Source organism: Saprospira sp. CCB-QB6, assembly GCF_028464065.1.
Taxonomy (GTDB): domain Bacteria; phylum Bacteroidota; class Bacteroidia; order Chitinophagales; family Saprospiraceae; genus Saprospira.
Window position 1 is genome coordinate 1,393,745 of the sequence record NZ_CP116808.1, and the last position, 17,343, is coordinate 1,411,087.

The 17,343-nt window shown below is 46.9% G+C and carries 12 protein-coding genes and 1 tRNA gene; 5 read left to right on the plus strand and 8 right to left on the minus strand.

What is annotated here, in order from left to right; translation table 11 throughout:
- The first annotated feature begins 4 nt into the window (after positions 1 to 4).
- Positions 5 to 586, plus strand: a complete 582-nt coding sequence (locus PPO43_RS05380) for a DUF5071 domain-containing protein (protein ID WP_272620783.1) — start codon at positions 5 to 7, stop codon at positions 584 to 586.
- Here the strand turns inward: PPO43_RS05380 and PPO43_RS05385 are convergent.
- The 5 genes from PPO43_RS05385 to prfB all read right to left on the minus strand — a co-directional run bounded on the left by PPO43_RS05385 (position 583) and on the right by prfB (position 4,321).
- Positions 583 to 921, minus strand: coding sequence for a translation initiation factor (locus PPO43_RS05385; protein ID WP_272620784.1), 339 nt, complete (start codon positions 919 to 921; stop codon positions 583 to 585). The genes PPO43_RS05380 and PPO43_RS05385 overlap by 4 nt on opposite strands.
- 262 nt (positions 922 to 1,183) lie before the next feature.
- Positions 1,184 to 1,267, minus strand: a tRNA-Leu gene (locus PPO43_RS05390).
- Between the two features lie 72 nt (positions 1,268 to 1,339).
- The gene (hscB, locus tag PPO43_RS05395; protein ID WP_272620785.1) at positions 1,340 to 1,870 is read right to left on the minus strand and encodes a Fe-S protein assembly co-chaperone HscB; all 531 of its coding nucleotides are present in this window, start codon (positions 1,868 to 1,870) and stop codon (positions 1,340 to 1,342) included.
- Positions 1,870 to 2,889, minus strand: coding sequence for an NAD(P)/FAD-dependent oxidoreductase (locus tag PPO43_RS05400; RefSeq protein ID WP_272620786.1), 1,020 nt, complete (start codon positions 2,887 to 2,889; stop codon positions 1,870 to 1,872). The genes hscB and PPO43_RS05400 overlap by 1 nt, the downstream gene beginning before the upstream one ends.
- 348 nt (positions 2,890 to 3,237) lie before the next feature.
- Positions 3,238 to 4,321 (minus strand): peptide chain release factor 2 gene (prfB, locus tag PPO43_RS05405; RefSeq protein WP_272620787.1). Its coding sequence is split into 2 segments (ribosomal slippage): positions 3,238 to 4,260 and positions 4,262 to 4,321, totalling 1,083 coding nucleotides; the frame shifts between segments, so codons are not numbered across the junction.
- Positions 4,322 to 4,485: 164 nt separating this feature from the next.
- On the opposite strand from prfB, the gene PPO43_RS05410 reads away from it, so the two are divergent.
- From PPO43_RS05410 to PPO43_RS05425, 4 genes are all read left to right on the plus strand, one after another.
- Positions 4,486 to 5,544 carry an OmpA family protein gene (locus PPO43_RS05410; protein WP_272620788.1) on the plus strand — a complete coding sequence of 353 codons (1,059 nt, stop codon included), beginning with the start codon at positions 4,486 to 4,488 and terminating at the stop codon, positions 5,542 to 5,544.
- Positions 5,545 to 5,864: 320 nt separating this feature from the next.
- Positions 5,865 to 6,938 (plus strand): hypothetical protein, encoded by a 1,074-nt coding sequence (locus PPO43_RS05415; protein ID WP_272620789.1) that lies wholly within the window; start codon positions 5,865 to 5,867, stop codon positions 6,936 to 6,938.
- A gap of 25 nt (positions 6,939 to 6,963) precedes the next feature.
- Positions 6,964 to 8,223, plus strand: a complete 1,260-nt coding sequence (locus tag PPO43_RS05420; protein WP_272620790.1) for a hypothetical protein — start codon at positions 6,964 to 6,966, stop codon at positions 8,221 to 8,223.
- 198 nt (positions 8,224 to 8,421) lie between these two features.
- Positions 8,422 to 10,119, plus strand: a complete 1,698-nt coding sequence (locus tag PPO43_RS05425) for a tetratricopeptide repeat protein (RefSeq protein ID WP_272620791.1) — start codon at positions 8,422 to 8,424, stop codon at positions 10,117 to 10,119.
- A gap of 77 nt (positions 10,120 to 10,196) precedes the next feature.
- Here PPO43_RS05425 and lysS read toward each other — a convergent pair whose 3' ends face one another.
- From lysS to ileS, 3 genes are all read right to left on the minus strand, one after another.
- Positions 10,197 to 11,834 carry a lysine--tRNA ligase gene (gene lysS / locus PPO43_RS05430; RefSeq protein ID WP_272620792.1) on the minus strand — a complete coding sequence of 546 codons (1,638 nt, stop codon included), beginning with the start codon at positions 11,832 to 11,834 and terminating at the stop codon, positions 10,197 to 10,199.
- 481 nt (positions 11,835 to 12,315) lie between these two features.
- On the minus strand, positions 12,316 to 13,272 hold the full coding sequence (metF, locus tag PPO43_RS05435) for a methylenetetrahydrofolate reductase [NAD(P)H] (RefSeq protein ID WP_272620794.1): 957 nt from the start codon (positions 13,270 to 13,272) through the stop codon (positions 12,316 to 12,318).
- Positions 13,273 to 13,311: 39 nt separating this feature from the next.
- Positions 13,312 to 16,683 (minus strand): isoleucine--tRNA ligase, encoded by a 3,372-nt coding sequence (gene ileS / locus PPO43_RS05440; RefSeq protein WP_272620795.1) that lies wholly within the window; start codon positions 16,681 to 16,683, stop codon positions 13,312 to 13,314.
- Between the last annotated feature and the right edge of the window lie 660 nt (positions 16,684 to 17,343).

A 17,343-nucleotide genomic window follows, 5' to 3' on the forward strand; every position in this document is an offset into this window, starting at 1 on the left:
TGGCATGAGCATGTATTTTTTTCGCCCGCCTTTTATCCCCAAGGATAAACATGATGATTTGGCCATAGATATTTTGGCCCAAACAGAGCCCGAAATTTGGCTGCCCTTTGCCAATGAATTGCTGGAGTGGTTGCAAGACCGCAACTGGCCCGTCGCCCCATTGATTGCTGAAATTCTAAAAGAGGAATTGCCCCAGCTAGAAAAAGAAATTGCCCATATTCTGCAGACAGAAGATGGGCATTGGAAATATGATCTTTTGATGCTTTTTGGGCCCGATTGGCCCTGCAGTTGGCGGCAAATGCTGGCCCCTTTGGTTTTTCGCCCCTCTCGGCTTGATTGGGAGGCGGAGGTGGACCAAATCGCTAGCGAAATCTATTTTGAGCCCTTCGATATGGAAGAGGTTCAGGGCCTCAGTTGGCGCCCTATGGAAGAGGGCCATCCCCTAGCCGAAGAATTACAAGAGCTCTTCGCCGCTGAGCTTTTAGCAAGCTCAGAAGACCCTATTAACTGGCCCAAATGGCGGGCTCGCCTACAGTTTGAGCTGGCTCCAGAACTCGGCTTAGATATTCTGGTGCATTATCACTAGTTTCCGCCCGAACGCTTCGTCTGGCTATAGCCCCAGTTTTTTAGCAATTCCAACACCTTATCGGCCTGTTTTCCCTGCACGATGATTTCCCCATCCTTGGCACTTCCACCCACGCCACAACTAGATTTCAACTTCTTGCCCAAAGCTTTGAGCTCCTCTTCTGGACCCACAAAACCCGTAACCAAGGTGACCTCTTTCCCCCCTCTTTTCTTGCGGTCAATTTGCACCCGCAAACGCTGCTGCTGTGGAGGCAACAACTCCTCCTCTAAGGGCTCATCATTCCATTCAAAATCGGGATCAGTCGAATAAAAATTGAGTTTTTTCTTCTTTGCCATCTTCCTTTCTAATTTTATTTTTTGGGGGCTGCCCCTCGCTATGCTCGGGTCGGGCTGTGTCGTGGCTCGCTATTCGCTCGGCCCTGCGCAAAATTTCGCTACGCTCATTTTGCTTGGTCTGCGGCTGCGCCGCACCACTTTCCATCCCTCAGCCGACGGCCCTTCGGGCCTATTTCCAAACTACGGTTAATTGGACCAAAACTTTGTCTCAAAACAAATAAAAAAAGGTCGAAAATGCAAATTTGCATAATCGACCTTTAAGTGCCTCGGGCGGGACTCGAACCCGCACGGTGTCGCCACCACAGGATTTTGAATCCAGCGCGTCTACCAATTTCGCCACCAAGGCTAGAGAAAACTTTGTTGCTTTCTGTTGGAAGCGTTGCAAATATAAGGCGGTTTTTCTTATTTCCAAATTTATTTAGCCCATTTCCTCTATTTTTTTCAAATTTTCTTTGATGCGGGCCAAATACTTGCGTTTGTAGTGGTAGTCTAAAACAGGCTCAAGTAATTGACTATCTTTAGATTGAGCCAAATCATAGGCTTGAATTGCCTGTTCGATATTTTCTTTTAATTTTTTTTCGAAAGCCTGAATTTCCTCCAAAATAGTTTGGTAAGCTTGGGCATCGAAATCAAATTGCAGTTCCATGATGGCTTCATTGATCTCCATCATCTCCATCAAAAAAGCTTGCGGAAGGGCCGCATTTTGCCCTTCCTGCAAAAGTCCATGCAATTCTAAGATATAGCGCAGGCGGCTATCAAATGCTTTGAGGACCTTATAAGCTTTATTGTTGAGCGTAGACTTTTCTAGGGCCTCTTCTTGTTCTTTCTCGCTACTTAGGCTATGAAAATCGGGATGAAAGCGTTTGCTCATCTGCAAATATTTGCGCTTGAGGGCTTTTTCATCCAAATCAAATTGCCGAGGCAGTTCATAAAACTCAAAGTAATCCATTAAAATCCGTTTACGCCGTTTACAGTAGTATATTTAAATTGGACCTTCTTTTCGGGATGAATAATTTTGAAGGCCGATTGGACCATAAGGGTAGCCTCATGAAATCCGCAGAGGATCAGCTTAAGCTTACCGGGATAGGTATTGATATCGCCAATAGCAAAAATGCCAGGAACATTGGTGCTATAATCAAAGGTATTCACCTCAACCGCAGAGCGATCAATATTGAGCCCCCATTCGCCAATTGGGCCCAATTTGGGCGAAAGGCCAAAGAGCGGCACAAAATGCTCGGTCTCCAACCAGTAGTTATCTGCTCCCTTTTGCTTAATCTCTACGCCTTGCAGCTGCTCCTCCCCTTTTAGGCCAATTACCTGAGATTCTGTGAGCAGCTTGATGCGGCCAGCTTCTGCCAATTGTTCTACTTTCTCGACAGAGTCTAGCGCCCCTCTAAAGGCTTTGCGGCGATGGACCAAGGTCAATTCTTTGGCCACATCAGCCAAGTAGATGGTCCAGTCTAGGGCAGAATCTCCCCCACCAGCAATGACTACTTTTTTATCGCGATAAAACTCAGGTTCGCGGATGATGTACTCTATTCCACGGTCCTCAAAATCGCCAATATTGGCAATTGGGGGTTTGCGAGGAGCAAAGCAGCCCAGACCGCCAGCAATGGCAATCACGGGCGCAATATGCACCGTTCCTTTATGGCTAGTGAGTTTGAAGCGGCCATCTTCTAGGCGTTCAATTTCTTCTGCTCTTTCTCCTAATGTGAAACCAGGATTAAAAGGCGCAATTTGCTTCATCAGGTTATCGATCAAATCGCCAGCTAGAACATCGGGAAAGCCGGGGATGTCGTAGATAGGTTTTTTGGGATAAATCTCTGTGAGTTGGCCACCAGGCTGAGGGAGATAATCAATTAGGTGGCAGCGAAGCTTGAGCAAGCCCGCTTCAAAAACGGTAAACAGACCAGTTGGTCCAGCACCGATAATTAGAATATCGGTTTCTATTACTTTATTTTCAGACATAAATGTATAATTCTTCTTAATTCAGCCACAAAGCTCGCAAAAAAAATAGAGTTCTAAAAGGAATTTGAGCACTGCTTTCACCCCTATTTAGATTCATTCTTATTTAGAACAGCAAGTGGCGAGCATTGTTTGTTTTGGGTCAATTAATTTTGCGGTTTTACAGGCCCGAAGGGCCGCCGGCTGAGGGATGGAAAAGGGTGGCCGAAGCCGCAGACCCAGCAAAATGAGCAAAGCGAAATTTTGCGCAGGGCCGAGCAGACCTGCGAGCCCTGACACAGCCCGACCCGCCCAAAGGGCGGGGCAGCCCCAAAAAAAGCAGTCTCTATAAAAGAAACTGCTTCTTGTTTTTTAGACATCTTTGAGGGCCATCAGGCTAGCCTTCAGGAAGTCGTTTAGATCGCCATCGAGTACTTTTTTGGTATCATGGCTTTGGTAATTGGAGCGATGGTCTTTAATTCGGCGGTCGTCTAGGACATAAGAGCGAATTTGCGAGCCCCATTCAATTTTCTTTTTGTTGGCTTCTAGGGCGTCTTTTTCGGCTTGGCGGCGTTGAATCTCTAGTTGATAGAGTTCTGAGCGCAACATTTTGAGGGCTTTTTCGCGGTTCATGTGTTGCGAGCGTTCTTCCTGGCATTCGACCACGATGCCCGAGGGCAAGTGGCGCAGGCGCACGGCCGATTCCGTTTTATTGACGTGTTGTCCACCCGCTCCGCTAGCGCGGAAAGTATCCCATTCGATATCAGCGGGATTCACTTCAATTTCGATACTATCATCGACTAGAGGGTAGACAAAAACCGAGGCAAAAGAAGTTTGGCGTTTGCCTTGGGCGTTGAAGGGGCTAGGACGGACTAGGCGGTGCACCCCATTTTCGTATTTGAGGAGGCCATAGACAAAAGCGCCATCAATTTCGATACTGACGGATTTCACTCCAGCCACATCGCCATCGACACGGTGCAATTCGCTATATTTAAAGCCTTCTTTTTCTGCCCACATTTGGTACATGCGAAGCAGCATACTGGCCCAATCGCAACTTTCGGTTCCGCCTGCGCCTGCTTGAATTTTGAGGATGCAAGAAAGCTCATCTTCGGCTTCATTGAGGGTTGCGCGAAACTCTAGCTCATCAATTGCCGTTAAAGCTTTTTGATATTGCTCTTCGAGTTCGGCTTCAGAAACTTCCTCCAATTGATAAAAATCAAAAAGCACCTGCAGATCTCCTAATACCTCAGCAGTTTCTTCATAGCGCTTCACCCAATGTTCTAGGCCAGCAATTTTCTTGATAATTTGCTGCGCACGCTCGGCATCCGCCCAAAAATTGGGGTCATAGGTATGTTTTTTTTCTTCTGTTAGCTGCATTTTCCGGTTAGGGACGTCAAAGATACCCCCTAAGAAGACTCAAACGAGTTTGCAGCTGATCCAATTGATCGCTAGTCATAGTATTTCAGTTATTGTTGTTTGCAAATAAAGGCCGAAGATAAAAACTTTTCGAGAAAGCTAGCTTTTCTTTAACCATGGAGAAATAAGGAAGGGAACAAAAAAGTTATCTTTGTGACACTTTCCCGTTCCCCTGAAAGTTGGGCTCTAAACTTGAATTTATAGATGCGTTTTTTCCTGTACACACTATCTCTCATTCTTCTTCCTCAACTGCTTATTGGCCAAATTGACCGAAAGCGCTATCGCTTTATCTCTACTAACGAGCTATTTTTTAATTCTGGCTCCTACCAACTCGATACTCAAAATAAGGCGAAGCTAAAAGCCTTGGTCGATCAACTGGCCAGTGAAGAGCTCGAAAAGATTGTCATTCAAGCTCATACCGATTCTATTGGCAGCAGTTTACACAATAATGAATTGGCCAAAAACCGGGCAAACTCTGTAGCCCAAGAACTACTCAAACAAGGCATTGATAGTGCCTTTATCGATTTGCGTACCTACGGAGAATTTAGCCCTATTGCCAATAATGACACCGAAGAAGGCCGAGCCAAAAATCGCCGAGTTTCTGTCTATGCCCTAGCCCCTTATGACCCCAGCCAATTTCATGATAAATGCAAAATTACAGGCCGATTGACCGATTCTAAAACCGATGCCCCCTTGGCCAACGCCCAAGTTCTTATGCTCCGTATGGGCCGCCAAGACACCCTAACTACCGACGCCAATGGCTTATTTGAACAGGTTGTAGGCAATTTCCGGCAATTGGAACTGCGTGCCTATGCCAAAAATTATTTCTTTGCCAACCGTCTACTTAAAACGCCCGAAACAGACTCTATTTATCTCAATATTCAACTAGAACCAGCCCTGCTAGGCGGAAAAATTCAACTTTCTGACCTCTACTTTCAAGCTGGCACCGCCGAGCTTTTATCCAACTCGGAAAAAGCCCTCAATGAAATTGCCGATTTTATGCGCTATAATGCCGAGCTCAAATTTGAACTAGGGGGCCATATCAATAAACCCAACCGCGCCCCCGTTCCCCCTCAATCTCGCTCCTATCAGCTCTCAGAGGCTCGGGCCAAAGCCATATACGACTACCTTATCCAAAAGGGAATAAAAGCAGAACGCCTAAAATACCGAGGTTATGGCAACTGGGAAATGATTTACCCCAGAGCCGAATCTGCCCTCGAACAACAGCTCAATAGACGAGTAGAACTCAAAATTATTCAATAAGATTAAGCAGTTTCTTTCTAAAGAAACTGCTTTTTTTTGGGGCTGCCCCTCGCTACGTTCCGCAGCTCGCTATTACTTGCTTCGCTGCGTCGGCTCCCGTTGGTCGGGTCGCTCGGCCCTGCGGCCACTGCTGCACATCGCTCAGCCTGCGGGCGCTATGCGCCCTGCTCAACGCCAATAAGACCAAAGTCCACTCTTTTTTAAGCCATTCTTAAAAAAGCTTTCCTCTTCCCACTAAAAAAGCCTAAATTGAAGGCTGCCAAAGGCTTGGAGCCTATGCTCCAGCATACATTTACTACCTATATTCAATAACTTACATTATGTCCGAAAATACCTTGAGCCTAGAGCTTCTGCCTTCTCTGAAAAAGGCAGAATATGAAAAGCTCTTTAAAAAGCTCGTCCTCTGGAAAAAAGCAAAAGCAGTGATCTTTTTACAAGACTATCGCCTCGCTGGTAAAAAAAACATGGTGGCCATTCCCTACAAAAAGGCTCCCGAAATGATTCTAGCTTTTAAAGGACTTAAAAAAGATAGTTTCCATCCTATCAAAAAAACCGCAGCCGCTAGCTTTAGCCTAGAACCAACTGCCGATGGCCTTTTGGCCAAAGTAGAAATCAAAAAAGGAGGCCTAGGCGCCGAACTCATCCAAAGCAAAATGGCTGAAGCCTTTGCCAAAATGAATATTATCCTTGAGTTTAGCACTGCAGAGGAAGCGAGCCCCCTTGTTGATGCCACTAGCCAAGATAGCAACTGGAAAGAGCATCTGGAAAGCCTCAAAACAGAATGGCTTCCCGCTTATAAAGCTAATGAACTCTCAGAAGAACAACTTGCAGATATGCAAGCTGCCCAAAACGAATTGGCCCAAGAAGAGGATGCTAATGCCCAAAAATTATTAGCCAAATTGGAGCAACTCTTGGCTGCAGCTACTAAAAATGAAGCGGGACAAACAGATAATGAACTCGCCATTTTGGCCCAAAAAATTGAAACCCTTACCGAGGAGACAAAGAAAACAGTATTGGCCCACCTAAAAGCCAATGCCGCAACCGATAAGGACCTAGATACTATCCAAAATCTAGAACAAAATATCTTCTCTTTCCAAAAAGCTTATGAGCAAGCTAATGAAGAGGAAAAAGTAGCCTTGGCCAAAAAAGCCGAAAACATTCAGACCAAATTATTGGCCCAAGCCCAAACCCTAAAGGAGAAAGTAAAAGCTCAGGCGCCTAGCCAAGCCGAAGCCCAAGCTGCCGAAGCGGAATTCGCAGCCCGCCTAAATGAGCTAGAAGCTTTAATCAATGCCAAAGAGGCCGAGATCAAAGCGGCAGAAAAAGCCCTAGAAGAAAAGCCCGAAGCAGAGCCTCTGCCTTCTGGTGCCGATTTCCTAAGCTTCCTCTTTTAATTCACTCCTTTTAAAATAAAACATTATGGGTTTCGGAGATTTTTTGTCTAAAGTCCAAGAAGGCCGCAAGGTCCTCGAATCGGTCCAAAATGAATTGGGCCAGCGCAAAGCACAAACAGAACAACCTAAATCAGAAAAGAAAGCAGCCGATTTATTGGGCCGTTTGGATGTTATTCTTGAAAAAGCCGATAAAATTGAGCGCGAAGGTGTTGATGTCACCGACTTGCTCCAAATTGGTAGCGAAATCGCTAAAAAGAGTGGTAATGATACCGTTCGCCAAGTTGCTGAATCGGTCAGCCAAGTGGCCGCAGATGGTAAAATTGAAGCCGAAGAGTTAATCCAAGAAGGCCTAAGTACGATTGGAGAACAAGCTGGCAATGATAAAATTAAAAGCATTGCCGAAGCAGCCAAAGCTGTTTTGGAAGACGGAAAAACTGACCTAGGAGAAATCTTGGGCGTCGGCTCTGATGTTTTCAAAGAAGAAATTGAGAAGGCTGGTCTTAGTGATTTGGTCAAAGAAGGCGCTGATATTTTTGATGGCGTTAGCAGTCTCGATGAGTTGTTGGCAAAAGGGAAAGAAGAGCTTAAGCGCCTAGCTGAATTGGCCGCTAAAGCCCTTTTGGACCAATTCATCAATAACTTTCTCAATCAGGGAATTAGCAAAGAGTTTTTGCATTTGCAACATAAGCCGCCTCGCCAAAAGTGGGGCCGTCTGTCTATGGGCATGTCTATGGATATTCGCCTATCCGGAACGCTTTCGGGCCGTTTTACTGGCTCCGAAATAGAAATCAACAGCCAATTGAGTAGTTCTGCTTGGGCCCAAGGCGACCTAGAACTAGACTGTGGTTTTACTATTCCGGTGATTAAGAAAAAAGTAGAGGGACAAGCCAACGCAACTGTCAGTGGTCAGCTAGATTGCCAAGCAGATGCTAAGGTAACTTTGGGCCTAAAAGATAAGAGCTTAGTAGGTAAATTGTACCCCACTACCGTAACGACCCAGCACGATATGCTGCTCAAAGTAGAGATTCCAGGCTACATTGTGAGTCTATGGAATGGGGCGGCTTCTTGGTCTTTTGGTTATCTCGACCCCATTGATGCTTTCTTTACGCATAAGTTGGGCAAATACGAGCTGCTCCAATTGCAGGTGCCAGGCTATGAAACTAGCTTCTCGATGCAAAGTCTCAGCTTTACACATGGGCCCAAAGGCGACTTTAAGATTGAGCCAGGCAAAGATGTTGCGCCTATGATTCAGAAGTTTGAGCAATATCTACCTTGGAATAACTAGCCTATAGCTTCGCCTTTACGGTGGGGGTTTCCCACCGTATCGGCCTAGCGATGTGCAGCAGTGGCCGTCAGGCCAGACCAAGCAGGCTTTGCCTGCGAAGGGCCGAGCGATCAGCGAGCTGCGAAACGTAGCGCCGCAAGGCCGCAGGCCGCAGCGGAGGCCCCAAAAAATAAATTATCAACAGAAGAAAACGGAGATATGTCAATGCCAGAACTGCTGCAAGCTTTAGCCGAAGCGCGGCAAAGTGGAAAGCCCGATGAATTGAATGAATTGGCCAGAGCGGCTATCATTGCTGAACCTGCCGTAGATTTGGGTTATTATTGTTTGGCCGAAGCCCTCTTTTTGGCGGAGCAGTATCCAAATGCGGAAATTGCCTTGGCCAAAGCCATTGAGTTGGCCCCCGAAAAAGCCAGTTATTTGCTGCGTTTGGCCAGCTATAAGGATATTCAGGGACAGGCTGCTGCCGCTCGAATTTTATATGATAAGGCCTTAGCTTTGGAGCCCAAAAATTGGTGGGCGCTTTTAGGTTTGGCTCGTTATCAATTGTTTGAGGCCCAAAATGTAGAGCGAGCAATTGATTACTTGAATCAGGCGGAGCCTTCGGCTTTGGAAGAGCCTGATTTCTTGCGCCTCAAGGCCAAAACCTTGCTCAATATGGCCCAATTGGAAGAGGCTTTGGAGCTGATTGAGCGCTTGTTGGAAAAAGAAGCCAATGAGGCCGCCCTAACGCTAAAACTCAATGCCTTGATGATGCAGGCAGAGCCTTCTTTTAAGGAGATTAGCCTCACTTATAAAGCTTTGATTCAGGCGGCGGCTCAGCCCCTACCCTATTGGGTGGGTTTGGCCAATTATCTCTTGGCCGAAGAGCAATATAGTCAGGCCGAGAAGGCCTTTAGAAAAGCCTTGGCCATGGCTCCTGCTCAGGAACATTATGCGCTCAAAGGCTTGTTGGCCATTTGTTTGCAGGCCCAAGGCCAATATGCCGAGGCCCTGAATATTTATCAGGAAATGGAGCAGGAACAGCCTGAAGATGAGGAAATTTACATCCAGAAGTCGCTTTTGTTTGCCGCTCAAGAAGAGTTTGGGCAAGCCGCCGCTGCTTTGGAGAAAGTGATTGCCTTGAGTACGGGCATGGCTGCTTTAGAATGGAATTTTAAGCGGGGACTTTATTTGCTAGAAGCTGGAGATTATGCCTCCGCTAAGGCTATCTTTGAAGTTCTTTTGCAAGAACCACTTTATGCTCGAGAAGCCGCTTTTGCTTTGGGTAAATGTCTGCACTTGATGGGAGAGCAAACGGCTGCTTTTGCCCAATTGCAGTTGGCCCAAAAGGCCAAAAGCCGCAAGGCGAAAGATTATTTGCAAACGCATTTTGAGGCTGAGCTTAAGGCTTTGGAGGCCGCACTTTTGGCCGAGCGAGCAGATTGGGCGACTGAAAATGCGAAATCGGCCTTTTTGGCAGCTCATTTTGGCCAGTTGGGCCGTTTTGATCCTAAGCAAAACCGTTTGGACCCCCAACTACCCGCTGATGTTCAGAACATGCTCAAGGAGCGCTTAGCTGATATTAGCTTATTGCTTTCTGCAGAGGGTTTGCTTTTGCTCAACCCTATGGAAGAGCGGGCAATTCGGGCCAATTACCGCATTTTGGAAGAAGATAAAGGCCGCTTGTTGATAGAACTTTATCCTTTGGATGGCTCGCCTAATCTGGTCTTTTTGCTCAGAGAAAAAGGAGCTGGCCGCCTTTCTGTAGAATGGCAAAAAGCTGGAGCCGAAGAGGTGCATTTTCAGCTTTCGGCCAAGCCAAAAAGTAGCGATATGCAAGTCTTTAAACGCTTTTGTCAAGCTAGCGACTTCGATTATTTGGGAGCGCAATATGCCGCCTGGAAAAAGTATTTATAAGCCGATTGGCTAAGGACCAAAAAGGCCCCACTCCTAATTTGGAGTGGGGCCTTTCTTATTGAGTTGGCTTAACTGAATTAAGCTTCTTCTTGTTCCTCTGTTTTCTTCTTCAGCGCACGCATTTGTGGGAAGAAGAGCACTTCTTGAATAGAAGTTTGGTCGGTCATCAACATCACTAGGCGGTCAATACCAATTCCCAAACCAGAACAAGGAGGCATGCCGTATTCTAGGGCACGGAGGAAATCTTCATCCATAGCCATGGCTTCTTCGTCTCCTCTTTCGGCTAGGCGAAGTTGGTCCTCAAAGCGGCGACGCTGATCAATAGGATCATTCAACTCGGTATAGGCGTTGGCAATTTCTTTACCCATTACAAAGAGCTCGAAGCGCTCGACGAGCCCCTCTTCGCTGCGGTGTTTTTTGGCCAAAGGCGTCATCTCGATTGGATAATCGGTGATGAAGGTCGGCTGAATGAGGTGAGGCTCGGTAGTTTCGCCAAAAACCTCATCAATGAGTTTAGCGCGGCCCATGCTAGCATCTACATCAATATGTAGTTCTTTACAAAGGGCAAAGATTTCCTCTTCGCTCATGTTGCGTAGGTTGTGGCCACTATGCTTCTCAATTGCATCATAGATGCTAAGTTTCTCAAAGGGGCCAGCAAAATTTACTTCATGCGTAGTAAATTCTTTACCATGTTGCTTACGGATCTTAATGCTGCTGCTACCATGAACAGCAAGGCAGATTTTTTCAAAGAGTTGCTCTACCATCTGCATCATCCAGATATAGTCCTTATAGGCCACATAAATCTCCATAGAGGTAAACTCTGGATTGTGGGTACGGTCCATTCCTTCATTGCGGAACATCTTGCCGATTTCATAAACTCCATCAAAGCCAGCCACAATGAGGCGCTTGAGGTAAAGTTCATTGGCAATACGCAAATAGAGGTCCTCATCCAAGGTGTTGTGATGCGTCTCAAAAGGACGGGCAGCAGCACCACCATGCACGGCTTGCAAAATGGGCGTTTCTACTTCCAACCAACCTTGAGCATCAAAGAAGTGGCGCATTTCACGAACCACCTTAGAGCGGGTCAAGAAAATCTCTTTGTATTGTGGATTTACTGTAAGGTCCACATAACGCATCCGATAGCGCTGTTCGGCATCGGTAAAGGCATCATGCACATTTCCTTCATTATCCGTTTTTACGATAGGCAGATTGCGAATGGCCTTGCCCAAAAAGATGAACTTTTCTACATGAATAGAAAGGGTTCCTGTTTTTGTATAAAAAGCATAGCCCTCAATGCCCACATAATCGCCAATATCGAGCAATTTTTTAAAGACCTTATTATAGAGATCTTTATTCTCTTCGGGGCAAATTTCGTCCCGACTCACATAAAACTGAATACGTCCGCTGCTATCTTGGAGTTCGGCAAAGCTAGCCTTTCCCATAACCCGTTTAGACATTAGGCGGCCGCTTAGGCGGACCTTTTTAAAGTCCTCGGCCTTTTCCTCGCTAAAGTTTTCGCTTACCTCTTTGGCCAGGTGACTGACCTCAAAAGCCTCTGCGGGATAAGGGTTGATCTTGAGTTCCACCATTTTTCTCAAATTGGTGATGCGCTGTCGCTCCATTTCATTGAGCTTGCGGCCGCCTAATTGGCCAGCCTCCAGCAATTGGTCGAGCTCTTCTAGCCAGGCTTGGCTAGCTTGTTCCGTTAAAGCCATTTTACTGCTTACGTTTTATAAAAATTCAATCAATGTACAATTCTTCTTGTTTTGGGGCCTCCGCAGCTTTGCTGCGGCGGTTACTCCCTTTGGTCGTCGAACTGCGCCCTAAAGGGCTTGTTGTCGTTTATTCCCTTGGGTCATCGAACTGGCGCCTCTTCGAGGCTGGTTGTCGCAGCTCGCTGCTGTTTTGGGGCCTCCTGCCTACGGCAGGCGCTACGTTACGCAGCTCGCTATTCGCTCGGCCCTGCGGCGGCAAAGCCGCCTTGGTCTGGCCTTCGGCCACTGCTCCACATCGCTAGGCCGAGCAGCCGCCTTGGGGCGGCCTTTTTGGTCCAGAAAGGCGCGAAGCGCCTTGGCTTAGCTGCCTAGAGGGGAGCCCGAAGGGCTAGCCCTAGCCGCCCAAGGCGGCGCAGGGCCGAGCAGACCTGCGAGCCCGGCAGGGAGCGGCCCGCCCAAAGGGCGGGCAAGCCCCAAATCATTATACAACCTGTTCGGCAATCGATTTAATAGTATCGACATCGCCCATTGTATAATAGTGCAGACAGGGAACGCCTGCGGCTTTGAGTTCTTTGGACTGCATGACGCACCACTCTATGCCTATTTGGCGGCGAGCTTCAGCATCTTTAGCGGCCATCATCGCTTTGGCTAAATCATCGGGCAAATCAATAAAGAAATGTCGAGGAATAGCACTTAGCTGGTACTTTTTGGTAATGGGTTTTAAGCCAGGCACAATAGGCACATGAATGTCTGCGGCTCGGCATTTATCGACAAAGTCAAAGTACTTTTGGTTATCAAAAAACATTTGCGTCACGATATAATCGGCTCCAGCGTCTACCTTTTGCTTCAGGAAATGCAGGTCCATATCGAGATTTGGCGCCTCAAAGTGTTTTTCGGGATAACCCGCTACACCAATGCAGAAAGAAGAGGCTTGCGCATCCATGAGCGTACTATCAAGATAGTGGCCCTCATTCATACTTTGGACCTGTTTGACTAGGTCTAGAGCATAGGCATGGCCGCCTTCTTCGGGCATGAACTTATTTTCGAACTTGCGGGGATCGCCACGAAGGACCAGCACATTATCGACCCCTAAAAACATCAGGTCAATCAGGGCGTTTTCGGTCTCATCGGCAGTAAATCCGCCACAAATCAGGTGAGGGACGGCATCTACGCCATAGCGGTTCATGATAGCCGCACAAATGCCCACGGTACCGGGGCGTTTTCGGATGGCGGTTTTCTCATAATAGCCGCTGGGGCGTCTTTTGTAGATGAACTCCTCACGGTGATAAGTTACATCAATAAAAGGAGGTTTAAACTCCATGAGTGGGTCCAAGGTGTCAAAAATTCCTTGGATCCCCCCTCCTTTCAGAGGGGGAAGGATTTCGAAAGAAATCAGGGTTTGGCCCTCCGCTTGGCGGAAGTGTTCGCTTACTTTCATACTGTTCGTGGGCTCTAATGAGCATTGTCGGCCTGCGATTTAGGCTTTATCTAGCCAAATATGCAAGGCCAGGTTTTCGTATAATTCGATTTCTGCCCCTTCGTTTAGGCCCTCTACTACTTCTAGAGATTGGGCCAAAACTTCGCGGCTAATATAATCAGCAAACTGGTCGATAGCGGCTTGGATAGCTGGCTGTTTTTCCAGTTTCAGTTGAATGCGATCAGTTACCTCTAGCTGATGATCTTTGCGGAGGTTTTGGATGCGGTTGACGAGTTCACGGGCCATTCCTTCGGCCTTTAGCTCTTCGCTAATGCTTTCGTCTAGGGCGACTACGATTTCGTTATCAGAAGTGACCAACCAACCTTCAATATCTTCTGAAGTGATTTGCACTTCTTCTAGATAAATTGGCGTAGCGCTTCCCTCTAGCTCAATCATAAATTGCCCTTCTTTTTCTAGGCTTTGGATATCGGTCTGTGTCATGGCTTCGATAGCCGTTTTGGCAGCCTTCATTTGCTTGCCTAGGCGTTTGCCGAGGACCTTAAAGTTGGGTTTTACGCCCTTCTTCAAGATACCAGAGCTATCGCGGATATATTCAATGGCCTTCACATTCACCTCAGAGAGGATCAAATCCTTAACGGCTTCTACTTGGGCCTCAAAACCTTCATCTAAGATAGGCAGAAGGATGCGTTGGAGGGGTTGGCGTACACGGATTTTGTGTAAGCGGCGAAGCGCATGCACCATAGAAGAAATGCGCTGCGCATAATCCATGCGTTGCTCCAATTCGGGAACGATAGCCGATAAGTTAGCGGCGGGGAAATCAGCTAGATGTACAGAATCTTTGCCTGTGCCCTCTTGGCCTGCTTGTAGGTTAAGGTATAAAAAGTCGCTAAAGAATGGAGCGATAGGCGCCATTAAGCGGCTTAGGGTTTCCAAAACCGTATAAAGCGTTTGGTAAGCAGCTAGTTTGTCCTCATTTTGATCGCCTTTCCAGAAACGGCGGCGACAAAGGCGAACATACCAGTTAGAGAGTTGAGCATCGACAAAGTTGGCGATTTTACGGCCCGCATTGGTAGGCTCATAATCGCTCATATCCTCATCAACTTCCTTAACCAAGCTGTTGAGTTTAGAGATGATCCAACGGTCAATTTCTGGACGTTTGGCCAGTTCTAGCTCTCCGCTAAAATCAAAGTCCTTGATACTTTGCCCATCAAATTGATCGACATTGGCATAGGTAGCAAAGAAGATATAGGTATTGTAAAGAGTGCCGAATAGTTTTCGGCGCACCTCGTCTAAGCCTTCTACATCAAACTTGAGGTTATCCCAAGGTTGTGCATTGGTCAGCATATACCAGCGGGTGGCATCTGCTCCGTATTTATCAATAGTTTCAAAAGGCTCTACGGCATTGCCGAGGCGCTTAGACATTTTCTTACCGTTTTTGTCTAGTACCAAGCCATTAGAAACTACATTTTTATAGGCTACTTGATCAAAAGCCATGGTAGCGATAGCATGCAAAGTATAGAACCAACCTCTGGTTTGGTCCACTCCTTCTGCGATAAAGTCGGCAGGGAAAGCGCGAGCGCCTTCTTTGCCCTGAATAGCGTTATCGATCAGTTCTTTATTCTCAAAAGGATAGTGTTGTTGGGCATAGGGCATAGAGCCACTATCAAACCAAACATCGATAAGGTCGGATTCGCGATACATGGGTTCACCATTGCTTGCGCAAAGGACGATCTGATCTACGATATGTTTGTGAAGATCTACCTTAGCGTAGTTTTCCTCAGAAAAATCATTGGGAACAAAACCCTCATAAGGATTGCTTTGCATAAGGCCAGCCGCCATAGATTGCTCGATAGCTGCCGTCAATTCCTCTAGGCTGCCAATACAGCGCTCTTCGCTGCCGTCTTTGGTTCGCCAAATCGGTAGAGGAATTCCCCAAAAGCGAGAGCGAGAGAGGTTCCAATCTTGTAGATTCTCTAACCAACCGCCAAAACGGCCTTCTCCAGTAGAAGCGGGCTTCCAATTGATGGTTTTATTAAGCTCATACATCCGTTCTTTTACGGCAGAAGCCTGGATAAACCAAGAATCTAGCGGATAATAAAGGATGGGCTTATCTGTTCTCCAACAGTGAGGATAATTATGCGAATACTTTTGTGCATTGAAGGCTAGATTTTCCGTTTTGAGGTGGATGACAATATCCACATCTACAGAGCGGTAATCCTCTCCTTGGTCCTCATAATCCTTCACATAGCGTCCAGAAAAAGGACCTACATTTTCCTTAAAGCGTCCTTGCTTGTCCACCAAAGTCAAGGCACCAATTCCCGCTTTTTGAGCGGCCATGCGGTCATCTGCACCAAAAGAGGGAGCAGTATGCACGATACCCGTACCATCTTCGGTGGTAACAAATTGGCCCAAGATGATGCGGAAAGCATCGGTTTGGCCTTGCAAGGGCTCAATGGGATTGCCATAGTTGAGCAACTGCTCATAGCGGATACCTTCTAAGTCTTTGCCCGTAAAAGGCTCAGAGCTGTGGATGACTTGCGGTTGTTTTTTGCCGCCCATCCATTTTTTCACCAGCGCTTTGGCCAAAACTACACTAACGGGTAGTTCAGTATAAGGCGAGGTCGTTCTGATTTTGACATATTCGATTTTTGGACCAACAGTCAAAGCTGTATTAGAAGGCAGGGTCCAAGGCGTGGTCGTCCAAGCCAAAAAGCGAACATCCTCTCCTTCTTCATCAAAAAGAAAAGCCGATTGTTCTGATTTTTGGACCTTAAACATGGCCACTACCGTATTGTCCGAAACATCTTTGTAACAGCCTGGCTGATTGAGCTCATGCGAGCTCAAACCCGTACCCGCCGCAGGCGAATAAGGCTGAACCGTTAGGCCCTTATACAAAAGGCCTTTGTTGTATAGACGAGCAAGGAGCCACCAAACGGTCTCCATATATTTGGGCTCATAGGTAATATAAGGCTTCTCAAGATCCACCCAATAGCCCATTTTTACCGTCAGTTTGTCCCAAAGGTCCTTAAACTCCATGACGGTTTCCTTACAAGCCTGATTGTACTCTTCAATAGAGATTTTCTGACCAATATCTTCTTTGGTAATGCCCAATTTCTTCTCTACGGCCAATTCAATTGGAAGTCCATGCGTATCCCAGCCCGCTTTGCGGCGGACCATTTTGCCCTTCATGCTCTGATAGCGACAAAAGCTATCTTTTACAGAACGAGCTAATACGTGGTGAATACCCGGACGGCCATTGGCAGAGGGGGGGCCTTCATAGAAAACAAAGTTTTCGGCGCCTTCTCGCTCTGATACAGAGCGCTCGAAGATCTGCTTTTCGGCCCAATAGTTTAGGATATCTTGGTCAATGGCAGCCAGATTCAACTGCTCATATAGCTTGTAAGATGCCACGGTTTTTTATTTTAATTTTTTATTGCTTGCTTATTTTTTTGGGGCCTCCGCTGCGCTACGCTTGCGGCGGTTACTCCCTTTGGTCGTCGAACTGCGCCCTAAAGGGCTTGTTGTCGTTTTGGGGCTCGCTGCTCGGTCTGGCCTACGGCCACCCCTCCACAGCGCTAGGCCAAGGCGGCTGCACCGCCTAAGTAGCCCTTGGCAAAAGGCAGAAAAAAATGATTGGCAAGGCTTTAAATTCCTGCAAAAATAAGAAAAGCTCTGACAAATTTAATATCTGTCAGAGCTTTTCCGAGGGCATAGCAAAGTCCTCCTCAAACAGATCGCTGCTTAGGAATTTTCTTTTGCTTAATAATATTTTGCCCTGGATCTTTCATCGGTAAAATTTGATTCACGAACTCCCCAACAAGGAAGTGCCCCATTTAGTTCACTGAAAATCGATTTTTTTTATTTTTTTTTGAATTGGCCCAAACTCCCCGAAGGGATTCCCTAAGGAATCCCGTAGAGGGGAGGGTGGGCGGGGACATATTGACGAATGAGGAGCGCAGCGACGAATACCGCTTTAAAGGAAGCGCCAAAAGGCCGAAGAAAAAAGCTTGAACGCAAAAAATAATGGGGAGCGGCCCAGCGCTGCGCAGCAGTGGCCGAAGGCCAGACCAA